This is a genomic window from Blautia sp. RTP21359st1_E11_RTP21359_211015 (genome assembly GCF_040910705.1).
Classification (GTDB): Bacteria; Bacillota; Clostridia; order Lachnospirales; family Lachnospiraceae; genus Blautia_A; species Blautia_A fusiformis.
In genome coordinates this window covers 1-15482 of record NZ_JBDGAB010000078.1, presented here as the reverse complement: position 1 = coordinate 15482, position 15482 = coordinate 1, and the positions used below count along the sequence as shown (strand labels likewise).

At 42.5% G+C, this 15482-nt stretch carries 12 protein-coding genes and 1 pseudogene; 2 read left to right on the top strand and 11 right to left on the bottom strand.

Annotation, left to right across the window (positions count from 1 at the left end; all coding sequences use genetic code 11):
- The coding region (locus AB5026_RS17560) for a leucine-rich repeat domain-containing protein (protein ID WP_368214039.1) at positions 1–1091 on the top strand (1091 nt) is incomplete at its 5' end.
- Between the two features lie 38 nt (positions 1092–1129).
- Here AB5026_RS17560 and AB5026_RS17555 read toward each other — a convergent pair.
- From AB5026_RS17555 to AB5026_RS17525, 7 genes are all read right to left on the bottom strand, one after another.
- Positions 1130–1315 carry a hypothetical protein gene (locus AB5026_RS17555; protein WP_368214038.1) on the bottom strand — a complete coding sequence of 62 codons (186 nt, stop codon included), beginning with the start codon at positions 1313–1315 and terminating at the stop codon, positions 1130–1132.
- A 241-nt stretch (positions 1316–1556) separates the two neighbouring features.
- Positions 1557–2222, bottom strand: coding sequence for an RdgB/HAM1 family non-canonical purine NTP pyrophosphatase (gene rdgB / locus AB5026_RS17550; RefSeq protein ID WP_368214037.1), 666 nt, complete (start codon positions 2220–2222; stop codon positions 1557–1559).
- A gap of 52 nt (positions 2223–2274) precedes the next feature.
- Positions 2275–2454, bottom strand: coding sequence for a hypothetical protein (locus AB5026_RS17545; RefSeq protein ID WP_368214035.1), 180 nt, complete (start codon positions 2452–2454; stop codon positions 2275–2277).
- Between the two features lie 645 nt (positions 2455–3099).
- Complete coding sequence (locus tag AB5026_RS17540) at positions 3100–5442, bottom strand: BspA family leucine-rich repeat surface protein (RefSeq protein WP_368214034.1); 2343 nt, start codon at positions 5440–5442, stop codon at positions 3100–3102.
- Between the two features lie 186 nt (positions 5443–5628).
- Positions 5629–7014 carry a DUF3854 domain-containing protein gene (locus AB5026_RS17535; protein ID WP_368214033.1) on the bottom strand — a complete coding sequence of 462 codons (1386 nt, stop codon included), beginning with the start codon at positions 7012–7014 and terminating at the stop codon, positions 5629–5631.
- 120 nt (positions 7015–7134) lie between these two features.
- Complete coding sequence (locus AB5026_RS17530) at positions 7135–8694, bottom strand: VWA-like domain-containing protein (RefSeq protein ID WP_368214031.1); 1560 nt, start codon at positions 8692–8694, stop codon at positions 7135–7137.
- A 125-nt stretch (positions 8695–8819) separates the two neighbouring features.
- Positions 8820–10343 (bottom strand): AAA family ATPase, encoded by a 1524-nt coding sequence (locus AB5026_RS17525; protein ID WP_368214029.1) that lies wholly within the window; start codon positions 10341–10343, stop codon positions 8820–8822.
- 217 nt (positions 10344–10560) lie between these two features.
- On the opposite strand from AB5026_RS17525, the gene AB5026_RS17520 reads away from it, so the two are divergent.
- Entirely contained in the window at positions 10561–10845 is a 285-nt protein-coding gene (locus AB5026_RS17520; RefSeq protein WP_110103841.1) for a hypothetical protein, read from the top strand.
- Positions 10846–11276: 431 nt separating this feature from the next.
- Here the strand turns inward: AB5026_RS17520 and AB5026_RS17515 are convergent, their stop codons facing one another.
- From AB5026_RS17515 to AB5026_RS17500, 4 genes and pseudogenes are all read right to left on the bottom strand, one after another.
- The gene (locus tag AB5026_RS17515) at positions 11277–11432 is read right to left on the bottom strand and encodes a hypothetical protein (protein ID WP_368214027.1); all 156 of its coding nucleotides are present in this window, start codon (positions 11430–11432) and stop codon (positions 11277–11279) included.
- 218 nt (positions 11433–11650) lie between these two features.
- The gene (locus AB5026_RS17510; protein WP_368214026.1) at positions 11651–12115 is read right to left on the bottom strand and encodes a hypothetical protein; all 465 of its coding nucleotides are present in this window, start codon (positions 12113–12115) and stop codon (positions 11651–11653) included.
- Positions 12116–12336: 221 nt separating this feature from the next.
- Positions 12337–13755, bottom strand: coding sequence for an IS200/IS605 family accessory protein TnpB-related protein (locus AB5026_RS17505; protein WP_368214025.1), 1419 nt, complete (start codon positions 13753–13755; stop codon positions 12337–12339).
- Between the two features lie 688 nt (positions 13756–14443).
- Positions 14444–15313: pseudogene (locus tag AB5026_RS17500) on the bottom strand (leucine-rich repeat domain-containing protein); the annotation flags it as partial.
- Between the last annotated feature and the right edge of the window lie 169 nt (positions 15314–15482).

Here is a 15482-nt window from a genome sequence, read left to right as displayed (position 1 = left end):
ATTCTTCCCCACCCGACTGCTTGACAAGAAATGTTGTCACTCCGTCGGATGGGGTTTTCTGCGCGGTTTTTGATAAACACATCTTGGGGCGCGTTTCTACTATTAAGGTAACGCCGCAGAACAAATATCTTAAATCCGTGGACGGTATCTTATATTCCAAAGACGGGAAAAACCTTATCGCTTGCCAAGCTATGCTGAGAACAGAAGTTCTCCATATCCCTGACGGGACGGAACTTATCTCCCCATATGCTTTTTCCGGCAACTGTAACATCCGGGAATTGCATTTTCCGGATTCCTTAAGACATATCGGAACAAAGGCCTGCTCCGACATGGCCGGCTTAAAGTGCATTGAATTTGGCCTCGGGATTAAACACATCGGCAGTCTTACGGAAACATCCATATTCGCTCATTGCGACAACCTTGAATCTGTAGAGATTCCCGAGCAGGTCCAGGCAATCGGGGCTTCTGCTTTTGCCCGCTGCCACAACTTAAGACATGTAGTTTTGCATGGCAGTCTGACGCATATATGCGAAAAGGCATTTTGGGAGACAGATTTCCGAAATGTTGTCCTGCCGCCTTATGTTTCTGACATTGGTCAGGATGCCTTCTCTCACATCCAGAGCATTACAGTAGACCGCAGTTGGACCATACCATCCGGATTAATTAAGGCCTGCTTAGGTTACAGAGATGAATGGAGTCTCTTCAATTTTTCCGACCCATGGATTTTACGGATTAACGACGAAATGACCGGAAAGACATTCTGCCTTCCAAGAATCATGAATCCGGATTGTCACGACTACAATATTGAGATGCTGTCATTCTTATGGGATTCCGGCAATTTTTGTGATAAGCATCCGGCCTTCTTTGCATTGGACGGCCACCTGGACGCTGACAAATTTGCAAGATACGATGTCCTGATTTCTTCTTGCAAGGCCAATCCCAGCGACGAAGTGTATAAAATCCTGAAGAGCTCAGTCCGAGAAATCGCTTTGGATTACAAAACAGCCCTCGCTGAAAATACGGTATCAGGAGAAAGATGTATTGCCAGACTGACAGATTTAAGAAGTCTCGGCTTCCTGTCATTTATGTAAAAAACAACCCTCCATGCAGCATTCCACTGCATGGAGGGCTATTTCTTGCAAAAATACATTCCTGCTTCCGCATATGCTTTTGCCTGTTTTAACTGATTTTTCCGTATTCTTTTGTTCGCTTCTTCTGCCAGCCGGTCATATTTCGGAGATGTTATTTTCTCTACTCTTTTCACGTTCTGGAGTCCTTCGTAAGAAGCCTGCCTCAGGTTTAATTTTTCTCCCATTTTTCCACCTTCTTTTTTTTCACCGCCGGAGCCGGTTCTCGCAAAGTCTGTGGAACAGGTAACGATATATTCTTTCCGTATCGTACGGGTTGCTGTTTTTTTTCTCAGCAGCCAAGCCGCAGGTCTGTTCTCCTGCCCCGCGCGCAGGCCAGCAGTGTGTATCTACAATATGCAGGATTTTTTAGGATTTGTTTTTTTTGCGAAAACAAAAGCACCACATCTAGTGATGTAGTGCCTGGTGCTACTTCAGTTTTTCGTCCAAAAATTTCAGCATATTCCGCAATGCTTTCCCGCGATGGCTGACTTTGCATTTTTCTTCCATGGACATTTCGGAAATCGTTTTTCGATATACAGGAAGATATACAATGGAGTCATATGCAAAGCCGCTTTTACCATCAGAAATCCTGTCTGCAATCTTGCCGTACAACTTTCCAAACGTAGTTTTTGTGCTTCCATCAGGAAACGCGGCTGCAATACAGCACACATACTTGATATTTCTTTCGTCGTATGGGACATCCTCCAGTTTATCTAAAATGTAAGCATTTTTAACTTCTTGTGGCGTCTGCTCTCCAAGGAATCTGGCTGAAAAAATGCCAGGCATTCCATGCAGGGCTTCTATCTCCACCCCTGAATCATCTGCCAATGCAAGCATACCAGTTTTTTCGCATACATACTTTGCTTTCAGTAGAGCATTCTCTTCGTATGTTTTTCCATCTTCCACAATGTCTTCGCTGATTCCTGCTTCAGCCATGGAGATGAAGTTAATATTTTCCAAACTCGGAAAATTTTTAACGATTTTTTTAATCTCCTTTATTTTGTTTTCGTTATGTGTTGCGAAAACGATTGTCTGCGGGTCTTTTTTGTATACGGCTGTTTCACTGTTTTGCTTTTCTTGGATATTAGCCATTACTATCCTTCCTCTCTTTTTTTTATTTTGCAGATTTAATATGCCAAATTTCCTATTTACAAAAATATCCTTCCGCTTCCGCATATGCCCGCGCCTGCTCCAGTCTGTGCTTGCGTATGCGTTTCGTCGCTCCTTCAGCCAGATTATCGTATTCCGGCGCAGTCATTCTTTCGCACCTTGTTGCATTTGGAATTTCTTTGTATGCTGATTCGTTCAGTGTTAGTCTTTCCATCTTTTTCACCTCATTTTTTTAACGCTTTTTCATATGCAATATGCCGGATTTTTACAAAACAAAACCGGCAGCCATTACAGCCACCGGTCCTGCCAAACAAAGAAAGGTACAAATTTAAGTCAGGATGCCAGGCACCCAAGAAGGCGACGGCAGGAATTGAACCTGCCATTTGGGTAGAACCTGTTCGAAAAATAACCCAAATTCGCCAGAATCGCCGGCACATATCGTGCAAAAACTTAATACAAGATATACATGTCAAAATACCACACATCCAAGGGTATGTGGCTTGTAATGCCAACCGGAGTTAATATCTCGAACCAACACAGCCCTCAAGGCTGGGCTTACCGCTGGCATTGTGGTTCGTCCGCATTCAGACCAGATGCCATCTCTGCTCCCACAACAGTACCTGGAAATCCTTCAGGGTTGCCGCGGCTTCGGGACACTTGACAGGCACAGCTTACGGTCAGGCTGCTAAGCCTTAAGGTACACCATACCATGCCCCCATTGTAAAATTTAAATGAAAAAATTATTATGCGGTCCGGAAGGTCTGTGGAGTTCCTCCCTGACAAGTACAGTATGCCATACTCTTTCTTTTTCTGCAAATTTTGCGAGTCTTTTTTGTTTTTGTAGTTTAAACCAGAAGTGTTAGTTTAAAACTTTCGTGTAGGTGTCGGCGACGTTAGAGGGAAACGTTCCGGAGGTGAAGGTTTCACCGGCGGTGTTCTGCCAGGTACCGGGGAGGGTATAGTTTGTTCCGACGAATTTGAAGGTGGTGCCGGTGGTGAGACTGGTCAGGCCAGAGCAGTCGTAGAACATGGAATCCATATACCTCACCTTTGATGTATCCAGCAGAGTTAAATCTAAACTTGTCAGACCGGAGCAATGAGAGAACATGCAAGTCATATTCGTCACCTTCTGTGTATTCAGTGGTGTCAAATCCAGGCTTGTTAGACCGCGGCAGCCGGAGAACATGAACCCCATATTTGTCACCTTCTGTGTGTCTAATGGCGTTAAATCTAGGCTTGTCAGACCGGAACAGCCGGAGAACATGGCGTTCATATTAGTTACCTTCTGTGTATCCAGCGGAGATAAATCCAGGCTAGTCAGGCCAGAGCAGTCGGAGAACATTTCTCTCATATCCGTCACGTTCTGTGTATTCAGCGGCGTTAAATCCAGGCTCGTCAGGCCAGAGCAGCCAGAGAACATGTCACTCATATCTGTCATGTTCTGCGTACTAAAATTGGATATGTCGATATTAGTCAATTTATTGCAATTATAAAACAGTCCACGCATGGTTTTTACTTTAGAAGTATCAAGATTTGATAAATTTAAATTCGTTAAACTACTACAGTCATAGAACATTCCCTCCATTGCTGTAGCCGTAGATGTATTTAAGTGTCTTAAGTCTAAATCAGCTAAATTTGAACAACCCGCAAATAATGCTCTAAAATCTGTTACATTTCTTGTGTCAAACGAAGACAAATCGATTTTTTTTAAGTTTTTACAGTTCATAAACATGCCATTCATTGTTGTCACATTTTGTGTATTTATATTTGATAAGTCTATATTTATCAAATTCACGCAGGAAGCAAACATACAGTTCATATTAGTTGCCGAAGATGTATCGAAACTGGAGACATCTAAAACCGTTAGTTTTCTGCATCCGTCAAACATACCGCAAAAATCTCTGACATGTGATGTATCAAATGGGATAATCAAAGCCGTTAAAGAAGAACAATATTCAAACATCCCTGCGTGTGCTTTGTCACCATAATATGTCTCTTGAAAATCACCATTCTGTGTTAACCAATATTCAAAGTTCCCGCCCATTGTAGTAACATTGCTTGTATCAAAATTAGACAAATCCAATTTTGTAAGATTACTGCAGCCATAGAACATACCACTCATATCTGTCACATTCTGCGTATCCAGCGGTGTCAAATCTAGGCTTGTCAGGTCAGAACAGTCGGCGAACATGAAGTCCATTTTTGTCACCTTCTGTGTATTCAGCGATGTTAAATCCAGACTTGTCAGGCCCGAACAACCGTAAAACATACTGCTCATATTCGTCACGTTCTGTGTATCCAGCATCTTAAAATTGATTTTTTGAATCTCGTTTCTGCCATAAAACATATAGCCACTGCCTTTTGCCGCCTGCACTTTCATGCCCGGAATCTGCGTAGACACTTTCATGACTGTCCCTGCGTCGCCATCCAGCCATGCGACAACGCCGCCATCTCCGTCTGCGTCTACATCAATAATCTCTTTGTCTTTTGGTTTTACTTCATCAGTAAAGATGATTTCGGCCACAGCATCCGGAATCGCAGCGTTGAATCCGTTGCTGTTTTTTACTCCTGAATCGTATCCTTTAAGCGTAAAGGTCATCTTTTTCGCCCACAAATCCAAATCACCGGACAACTCAACCTGAGGCACGCCGTCATCAGAAATCTCTACTTTCTGCGTAAGTGCCTTATCACTGTACCATCCAACCCCGGTCCCGACCGCTTCCTTATAACTCCCCTCCACAATCTGCCCGGAAGAGCTGTAAACCACCATATTCTCGTCGGTCCCGTCCGCAAACTTCAGCCCGTTCCCATGAAAGGTAATAGTATATCCTTTCGTGCTTTTGCTTGGCTTTTCGGTGCTTAGATACATATCCGGGATTTCGCGCTCTGCATTGGTCAGCCCGTCATCCCATTTTTTGGTGATAGTCACGGTCCCGGTCGTCTTGTTATCCTTGAAGTCGTAGATACCATCGCCATTCTCTGTGTTATTTTCAGCATCACCCTCTTTGCTGCTCACTTCGTCTGTCTTATCTACGCCATCCTTACTCCTGGTACCCCCCCCCGAAATATTCTGACTATTCTGATTACTTGTGTCTGCGGCATAAACTCTGGCCACCAGCCCATGCCCGCTTCCAGGCATCACCATCACGCCAGCCATCATCGCCGCCGCCAGTGCCATCCCGGCAGCCATCTTCTCAAACATACATCTGTTTCTCATTTTTTTTCTTCGGCTCTTTCGCCGTCCTCCTTTTCCCTTTTTTTGTAGTTATTTTTTTGTAGTTCGTTCCTGCCTCCAGTATGCCAAATCTTCCTGAAAAACTGCGGGCGTTACTGATTTTTTTACACAAAAAAAACCGTCTGTCATTACAACAACAAACGGTTTCTGTTCCTATGCGGCTTCTTCTGGTTTCTTTCCTGTCTTTTCGCCAAAAAGCCTTCTCTCATTCTCTGTCTGAAGGTGTTTTGCAAATACTTTTCTGTCTTCGCTTTTCATCTTCTTAAAAGACTTAACCTCATATTTTTTAAGCAGCATGTCAAAAGCCTCATTGCAGGTATTCATAAAAGATATCGCATCAATATATCGCACTTCTCTTATGTTCCCGGCGAGAATACAGTCATCAATCCCTTTCCCGTATCCGATTTTCCAGATTGCAAATTTAATCTTTAAATCCGGGACTTTCTCCATCAGCATCCTTGCCATTTCTGAGATGGTATTGAATACCTGTCTATTGCCAAGGATGTCAGAGTCAAACATCAGATAAATACTTTTTATCTCGTGCTGTTCTCTAAGTTTATTGATGATTTCGTCAATCCCCTTCCATGAGGAAACGCCCTGGATTGAAATAGTGATATTCCTGTTTGCTGCCAGGATTTCGGATTTAAACCGGCCTTCTGTTATACACAGGCAGCCACGCGGGTTTTCCGGAATGATAATATCCTTTGCTGCCCCAGGTGTGCTGCCGCCGTCATAATCAATGCTGTCAACGGCAAAAATGGAAGTGAACCAGCAATATCTATTTCCTTTACTTGCCGTATCCCGTCTGATTTGAACTGCAACTGCATACCCGTCAGCATCGTGGATTAAGATTCCGATACCCGCGTTATTGCACCACCTTGTGCCGTGAGACACCGAAGGAGTGTCATCTCCGGAATAGTCAAGCATACCTGTTCTTTTGTCGATAAAAAATCCGGGGACATACTTCAATACATCTTTCGTGTACCCAGTCAGTTTTGAAATCTTACGAACGACTTTTGCACGTTCTTCCGGTGCGACAACCATCCTCATGTAATCTTTTTCAATCCGTTCTTTGGACAGTCCCCTCTTTTCTTTCAGATATTTTTTATCGGCCTCAGTCAAAGGTGATAACATCTTTAAAGTCCTGTATACTTTATCGCAGACTTCAGGCTCCGCCCGTTTAATCTCGGAAGACCTCGTCCTTCCCTGTTTGGCCGGTTTTATTTTTGGCCTTTCTTTTGGTTTTTCCTTTCGGTCATCTACATCGATTCCGAAGATGTCACAGGCAAGGTTGAATGTTTCCGGGAATGATGTGGTATTATAATCCCATTGAATCAGGTCAAAAATGTTAACATCACATCCGCATGCGAAACAATGGCATTTGTTTCGTCTCCTGTCATAATGCATACTTGGGGAATGGTCCTGATGGTCTGGGTTCAAGCAGGTGAATTTTCTTCCACCGGAAAAGTTAACCCCTTTCTGAGCCAGGTAATTTGGAAGGCTCGCCAATATAATCTCTTTAGCCGTATCTCTATCCATAGTTCCAGCTCCTCTCTTTCTTTGTTATTTTTGTCTCTTCTTTAATATGCAAAATCCAAAACGAAAAAGAAAAAACAGAGCACAGTTTCCTGTGCTCTGCATAAATTTCTCTTTATAGATTTATTCCTGGTCTTCATCCCAGAATACAGACATAGCCCATGACGGAACATCGTCACGGTTGTTGTAATCCTGCAGGAAAGCAAATGCCGTTTTGTATGGTGTTGGCTTTGTCGGATATGTTCCATATCCATCAGTAAAGTAGATGAGTCCACAAAGGTTGTCAAACTCTTTGTTTTTGATAAGGGTATCAACGTACTCAAATACAGGTCTGAAGTCTGTTCCGCCGAAGCCATACAGTTTCATGTTCTGCATGAATTGTTCCATTTCTTTCATGTTCGTGATTTTGGTATCATTCTGGATAGCCGCATCACACTGGATGATGTGAATGTTTACACGGGAAGCAAAGCTCTCAGTCTCTTTTAAAATGCTGTAAGTCTTGTTAAGGAATTTCTTAACAAGTTCTCCTGCACATGAACCAGATGTATCAATGGCGATAACAAAGTCTTTAATGACTTTGTCTTCCTTGTACTCCAAAGGCTCAATCAGCAGCACTTTTTTGTCTACCACCTTTTTTCCATCAACGCTTGGTAATCCATTCAGTCCGTACATATAGTACATATTGTCAAACTCATCCTGATTGACCATCATTTTCTCCTCCATAACAGAGAATGTACGGAGAAATTCTTCATAGTCCATCTTATCCTGGGTCAGGAAGTCAATTTCTGCTGCGATATCTCCGGCATCTTTTCCCTGGTGGTGGAAATTCTGCATGTCTGAAGCAACCTGTCTTGCAGCATCCTGCCATTCCTGCTGTTTCTGCTGAATCTCACGGTCCGTGTGCTGGGAACTGTCGCCGCCTTCTGGTCCATCATTATCCCCATTGCCGTTACCGTTGCCACCACCGTTACCGTTTCCATCGCCGTCGCCGTCGCCGTCGCCATCGCCGTCACCGTCGCCGTCACCGTCGCCATTATCATTGCCATTACCGTTGCCATTACCATTACCATCGCCATCGCCGTCACCGTCACCGTTTTGATTATTCGGGTTTTGGTCTTCCAGCCAGTAATGGTCATCCATATGGAACAGAGAGATTAACTCTTCAAAATCATAATTCATAGAATTATCCATCAGCTCTTTGTATACCAAAGCCGGAATAAACATCTTAATCCGGCTCTTGATGTCGTTAATGATACGGCTTCGGTCGTTGTCCCCAGCAATCTGTTTCGGGTTCAGTCTCTGGACAGCGGCCTCACTGCAGATATCCATAGCGATATTCCAAACACCGGTGTCAATGTTTTTTACCGGCTGGAATGGATGAAGATAGATACAATGGAACAGCATATGCAGATACGCCCTGCTCAGTTCATCCTGTGACTTTTTATATCTCAGGATGACATCCATTGGGTCCGCATATATCCTTATAGCATCAGTGCCAAAGGCCCCCGCTCCAGGTTCTGTAAACTGGATTGGCATACGGTAAATTACCGGGCTTAACGCTTTGTACTGAAAGTACAGTTTGTTTTTAATCTGTTTCAGGCACTTGTTCGCAATTGCCTCAAAATTTGTAAGATTCTGTCCTGGTGCTACAGTTGTTTTTGCTTTGTTGATTTTTAAATCCATAATTTTTTTACTTCCTTTCTTTTTGTTTGATTTTGCTTCTCTTTTAATATGCTTGATTTTTAACAGCACAAAAAAAAGAACCCAGGGAATAATCCCCGGGGTTCTTTGTGTGTTTTGAGAGAACATTAGACTGCTTCTTCAAGCACAGTTTCAATCTCATTGTTGAGTTTGTCATCCTCGTTGTAGATGAGCAGACTCTTGTTATGCTTAAAGTAGGACTCATTGCCGTGTTTCGTAATGAAGTTTGCGATGTTTTTATTGATTGTTAACTCCGCAACAAACAATGTCATCTCCTGTTCGTCACCAAACGCTCCTTCCATATATTTGAAAGCGTTCTCCATCGCTGCAGTCGTCTTCGCTGCAGAAGCCTTGTATTTCTTGATATCTTTGTCGAAAGTCGCCTTCAGCATAGCGAACTGCTCTTTGTTTCCAGCAGAAACCAGTTTCTCTTCTTCAATCTTATTTTTATAAGACTCATAGAGATTGATTTTTCTGCGCATGATGGATTTCTTTTCAGAGGACAGTGCATTTGCCTGTTTGTCCTTCTCCATCTCATCCTTTACATCTGCGATGTCGTTTGCAAGCATCTCATAGACGCTATCGCTACCTGCAAGTTTTTTCTTTACTACACGCAGGTTCTTGACAACCTGTTCGAATGCTTCACCATCAATAACAACGGATTTCGCTAATCCACCGATTGCTTCCATTAACATGGAGATGATAGACAGTCGTTCATCAAATGGTGCATTCTGTGCTTTCTGGATGGCACCGGAAGAAATGTTACCCTCCAGGATATCGGAGATTGCATAATCTACACGGTACTTTTTAAATAAGTCGTAATAAACTGCAAATTTACGGGCACATTCTTTGTCCGTAATATACTCCATGATGAGGTCCTGGCTTACAGGGAATCCCATTCTTTCATATGCCTGAATCTGGGATGATAAATCTTCCCAGCCACGTGCTGTAATGTACTGCTGTCCATCAACAGTCGTTTTGATGCTGTAGAACCACTTTTCATTGTTAGCCAGGAATGCCATGATAGCCGGGTGGATACCTGCGTTATACGCATACTCTTTCCAGCATCCGAAGTCCGCGTCAATCGGAACCATCTTCAGACGGTCCTGGGTAGCCACATCAAATTCTTTAACGGATTTGTTGAACTGTGGCGGGTTACCAGCGGTAACGACAACCCATCCTTCCGGAACCTGCTGATTGCCAAATACTTTATACTGCAGGAACTGCAGCATAGCCGGAGCCAGTGTTTCGGATACACAGTTAATCTCATCCAGGAATAGGATGCCTTCTTTTCTGCCAGTCTTCTCCATCACATCATATACAGATGCGATGATTTCAGACATTGTATATTCGGACTTGGTGAATTTCTTTCCACCATATTCAACTTCCTTCAGATATGGAAGGCCGATAGCAGACTGTCTTGTATGATGAGTCATAGAGTAGCTGACCAGAGCAAGGTCAAGGTCTTCTGCCACCTGTTCCATGATGGCTGTTTTACCGATTCCAGGTGCACCGACTAGGAACAAAGGTCTCTGGCGAACAAGTGGTACACGGTACTCACCATTCTCATCTTTCTCAAGATAAACCTTAACTGTTTTCTCGACTTCCATTTTTGCTTCTTTAATGTTCATTTTTAAATCTCCTTTTCTTTGTCTTTTCTATTTTCTAGATACACAATTAATATGCTTAAAAAATAAGTGCATAAAAAACAAAGAAAAAAATATTTTTTTGCTGCCTTTTTTTCGCCAAAACGGTCTTGCCGTTTCTTTTTTATTTCGTCTCCCTTTCGGCATATTGAATCTGTCACAAAGTAACGAAAAGGAACGGAAAGAAAAGGAGAAAAGAATTATGAGAAAAAACGAAATCGTAAGAGCAAAAAGAAATCAGGTTGCCATCGTAAGACGCGGACGCCGCATTATGCATGCGATTGTATCTGAGATTGCTTGGCAGGTCAACGAACTTGACCGCCGGACAGATTTAACACACCAGCTTCTGGCTCATACCATCATTGACGATGATGATGCAGATGACTTCTGTGACTATGAAAGTGATTTTCACTTCGGACTTGTCAAAGCTGGCGCTGTACTGTTTCTCCTTTGGGGAATCAGTGTTGTAGCCACCGGGCTGCTGTAAGATTTCCCGCAAATTTGCCGACCACGAAAGTGGCCGGCTCTTTTTTTGTGTTTTTGCAAATTCTTTTTTTATTCTTATATTTTTTCGGCATATTATTATTGTCTTAAAAATAAAAAAGAAAGGAGTTTGTTGTAGCGATGAGATTAAATACCGTAGACTTTCCTTCTGGGTTCATCTAGCCAGAAATAAAACATAATAATAATTCTAATAATTTAATTTAAGGAACTGTTGTTTTGTATACAAGGGAGGAGGGCTTTTATGGATTACCGCGACCGTTGCGGGCAGATATTCAACTCTGGATTCATCTAGTTAGAACCTGTATTGAATGTAATTATTTTAATTTTATAGCAGCTATCGAAAAAGAGATTAAACAAAAGCCCCGGAACTTTACCGAGGCTTTTATTTTTTGTTTTTTTGTATCCTATTGCTTTTTACTTTCTATTTTCAGGATTTTCCTGCATCGTCACCTTCCCAAACACCAATCCTTTCAGACTTTCCAGGACAACAGCCTTCTCTTCCATCCCGGCTTCTCTGTATTCTTTGGCATCCCGAATCATTATCACAATGGCGTGTAAAACTTTTTTCATCGCATCTCCTTTTCTTTGGCTACGAGGAACGGTCATATTTGCGATTATATGCAAACAGCTTGTTGCTTACATATGCGATTCGGGAAGCTCATTTTCACTCGCTTGCCTTCATCTTTATGCCCGCAGAATCAATATGTTTGCTGGAAAAATGAGACGAAAATGTAGCAAAAAAGCGAGACCGAAGGTCTCGCTGCTAAGCTCTGTTGCCATATTATGCATTATCTCTTACAAATTCTTCTGCCCGCTTCTTCATTCCCATATCCAAAAAGTATCCATATAAGAAGTCTTTCTGTTTTTTTTGTCAGGTCTTTCTTATGCGTTACGAAGTATTGTCCGGAATCATACGGGTCATCGATAAGGCACCATCCACGCTCTACAAGAATATCTCTGCACATCCGATATCCGCTGTCTATGTTAAGCTCCCTGCAAAGCCACTGCGCCGCCATTTCATGGCATCCCCATTCGGCCGGATGAAAATCGCCGCCCGGAGACAGCCAGCCGTATTCTTTCTGTTCAGGCTCTTTTGCTTCAGTTTCAGGCTCGTCCGTCTCTTCATATTTCGGCAGGCCGGCTGTGTTAAACTCTTCAGTACATTTTTTTAATGCGTCCTCGTCCAAATCAGTCTCCATCAGAGCAAGCAGGTCATTTGCGTTGAGAATCTCTTTTGTTTCTTTGTGACACATTATCAGCATCCCCCTGATATAGTCTATTGTGTATACAACCGGAAGACATCGCATCATGTAATATATGCTGTATTTGTATTCCGGGTGCAGTTTTACGTGAACCCTCCCCGCCTAATTCGCTTTCGCGAATATAGACGGTGCTTCCAAACTCCGCATGAACTTTCGTTCATGCCTGCTACTTTAGGTAGGAGTGGGTTCCTGACCACAGATACAGCGCAAACTCAGCGACTCTGTCGCGCGGCATCGCCTTCAGCCGGAGCTCCAGGCTTTGCCTTTGATGCGCAGAGTACCGCATAAGCGTTAATTAGTGTGGCCAGGCAGCAGCTGGTCCGTCTGTTGAGTTCTGGAACTTTAGCCAGGACTAACGACTCTTCCTTTGCAGAAAGAGATTTAAGGAGTACACGGATGAAGAACCGTGCACCGATATTTTTAGAAGCAGAAAGGTCGCAGTTGTAGACCTTACCGGTTGTAAATTTACATAATTCATATGTATTAAATCCTGCATCTTTGCCGCGGATGATTTTTCCGGAGCCGTCAAATGCAAGACGTGATGTATTTACAGCACAGATATAAGAAACGCGGATTCCGTTTCTGACAGCAAGCGCTTCAACGCGGTGCTGGATGTCACGCTTTCTCCACAAAGAAAGTTTTTGCTTGTTCCCTTTCTTCTTTTTCTTCATGTTGAGGTGTTCAAAAACAATAACGCTCGCTTTGGATTCCTTGGCGAAGCTGACTATCTCCACAGCTGTCTTAACAGCGATTGCCTCATTGTAGTTATTTGCCAGCCTCCAAAGCCTTGGTGTCTTATGATTACCGTTCTGTTGTGCCTTTTTAATAGTGTTCAGTAATCCATGCATACGGTCTTTTTCTACAGGATGGTTGATGAATCGCTGTCCCGTGACAGTTCCGTCTTTATGTACTACTGAGCATACTGCGTCTGTATTAATTCCCAAATCTACTCCAATCACAGTCTCGACTTCCTTATCTTTCTTAAACTTCTGAAACTTAGAATTTGCCATTTCGTAAGAGATACGGAGTTCATATCGGTGATTACGTTTTACAAGAACCGGGGCAGAAGCTTTCCATTCTTTCATATGACTGTAGGCATACATGAAATCACAGTCACGTATTACAAAAGTCTCCCAAATCCAGTCATTGCCATTATATAATTTCAGGCTTACGATATTTGTCTCTTTGCTGTCAAGAAATGTATTATTTCTGTAAAAGCACGGCATTGTATTCTGATTTCGGTTCAGGTATGGTCTGCGACCATGTCTTCCGCCATCTTCCCATTTCTGTAACTGGGAGCGGTAAGACAAAATCAACCCGATTGCAGTGTTTATTGCATCACGTCTGAGATAACTCGGAAATTTGTAAAATTCCTTATCGAAACGCTTATATATAGCATCATTATTTGCTGTGGAATGGATTAAACGTTCCATTTTCTGCTGTCTTCTTTGCTGTGCTGAAATAATAACTTTTCCATCATCGCCTGTTATACTTTCAAGAGATTTTAATTCGTTATAGTGACGTATTGAAATGTCAGAGATATAATGTACGGCATTACGGTATATCTTAATTGTCTTGTCGAAAATGTGATATGCTTCTGTGATTTTTAATCCATATGATACTGTTGCCATACATTGACACCTCCTTGTCTTAAAATTTCTTACATATATAATATGCAGGATTTTTAAAAGTTTTGTCGTTTTTTGCGAAAAAATGCAAAGTTTATTTCACCAGTTTCACGTAATAGCACTTACCCCGCCTAAACGTCAGATATGACATTTTTAGATGTCTGACGCTATAGACGGGGTGTGCGTGCATGGCTGTTCTAGGTTTTATTTAATCAACAAAAGTCAGGAAATTTGTCTGCATGTGTTCCGCACAGTAGAAAAAATAATACGAGAACCCGGCCTTGTACGAAGTGCAGGCTCCGCTGTCGCTTATTTTTACGTTCTTTTTTATGCATTTTTTGAGTTTGTTGTATTGGCAGTGTATGTTGTTGCATGTAATTCTTGGCATATTGCACCATTCCTTTCTTATTTTATATGTTATATGTGTACCAGGCAGTCTGCCGTTTCCGGCTCGCCGCCAAATGTTGTTATTTACAATATGCCGAATTTTTTATCCAAGAAAACACAAATGCCGCTGCATATAACAGCGGCATTTAAACAAAGAAAGGAATTTTTCGGCGGCGAATCCGTCTTATGCATCGGAAAGATTTCTCTTCCTCATTTCTTATATAAAGTATACCAGATTTTCCGGTGTACGCAAATTTTTGTCGGATTTTTTGACGGCAACAAAAAAGCGCCTTGCGGCGCTTTTTCAAATACGGAAACTTTTTTCTTTTGTGCTCTTTCTTATGTACTCCAGGGCATATGCCTTGGCGTTAATCATTTCAGCAGCATCCATCTGTGGTATTAATTTGTCAATAGTATTGGCTGTTATGATATCTTTTTTCAGGAACTGAATTAAAGCCTCTTCATCCTTATCAAGAATCATCCATTCAGCAATACTTTTTCCCGCCCGGCGAAGATAGGTTTTGATTTCATTGCATTCTACGGCGTCATACATTTTCAATGCAAGCCGTTGCTTTATCCTCGGGTCAGATGTAATACTGAGGAATGTCGTCTGGTTTACGTCGTCAGAATCGGTATCCCTAAACAGTGCTTTATTAAGTAGGCTGTTTAATCTTCTCAATCCGGCGCTTGTAAGCTTTGCTGGAACAAAAACCGGATAAGCCATACAGTCAATATTGATTTTCAAGTCAGCCATATTGCTTCTGCAGTTCCATTTCTTGCAGTTTGACTTGACAATGCTTGTGATAGCCGGCAGACTGTGTGTTTTAATATTAGCCTCATCAAGCATAGGGAAATTCCACAGGTCTATATTTTTAACAGATTTCGGGATTTCCACATTTTGAATCGGGCAGTTAAACGCACCGCTGTCAATCGTTTCAAGGCCTTCATGCAAAGTCACGGAAGTAAGGCCTGAGTTACTGAAACAGTTTGAAGAGATATATTTAATATTTTCCGGGATGTCTATATACTGTAAGCTTCGGCATCCGTTAAACATAGCTCCTGAACTGAATGGCTCGCCAAGGTTAGTAAGCCCTTTTCCAATATCAACATGCATTAGGCATTTGCAGCCATTAAAGGCATGCTGCTCTATTCGTTTTAATGAGTCAGGCATGGATACAGAGTGAAGAACCCACGACTGAAGTCACGGGCTTCCGATAGTCCGTCAGGCTTTTTTAGTCTTGCGACCCGGTTACACCTTCCATCCTGTCTTCTTTCCTGCTTCATCTGTCCGATGCATTGCCTTCCGGCCGTGTCTTACTCAGACTCTCTGTCAGCATCCTTAC

Coding starts and splice junctions, on each gene's coding strand:
- AB5026_RS17555 (WP_368214038.1), bottom strand. CDS start 1,315: ATGGGAGAAAAATTAAACCTGAGGCAGGCTTCTTACGAAGGACTCCAG.
- rdgB (WP_368214037.1), bottom strand. CDS start 2,222: ATGGCTAATATCCAAGAAAAGCAAAACAGTGAAACAGCCGTATACAAA.
- AB5026_RS17545 (WP_368214035.1), bottom strand. CDS start 2,454: ATGGAAAGACTAACACTGAACGAATCAGCATACAAAGAAATTCCAAAT.
- AB5026_RS17540 (WP_368214034.1), bottom strand. CDS start 5,442: ATGTTTGAGAAGATGGCTGCCGGGATGGCACTGGCGGCGGCGATGATG.
- AB5026_RS17535 (WP_368214033.1), bottom strand. CDS start 7,014: ATGGATAGAGATACGGCTAAAGAGATTATATTGGCGAGCCTTCCAAAT.
- AB5026_RS17530 (WP_368214031.1), bottom strand. CDS start 8,694: ATGGATTTAAAAATCAACAAAGCAAAAACAACTGTAGCACCAGGACAG.
- AB5026_RS17525 (WP_368214029.1), bottom strand. CDS start 10,343: ATGAACATTAAAGAAGCAAAAATGGAAGTCGAGAAAACAGTTAAGGTT.
- AB5026_RS17520 (WP_110103841.1), top strand. CDS start 10,561: ATGAGAAAAAACGAAATCGTAAGAGCAAAAAGAAATCAGGTTGCCATC.
- AB5026_RS17515 (WP_368214027.1), bottom strand. CDS start 11,432: ATGAAAAAAGTTTTACACGCCATTGTGATAATGATTCGGGATGCCAAA.
- AB5026_RS17510 (WP_368214026.1), bottom strand. CDS start 12,115: ATGTGTCACAAAGAAACAAAAGAGATTCTCAACGCAAATGACCTGCTT.
- AB5026_RS17505 (WP_368214025.1), bottom strand. CDS start 13,755: ATGGCAACAGTATCATATGGATTAAAAATCACAGAAGCATATCACATT.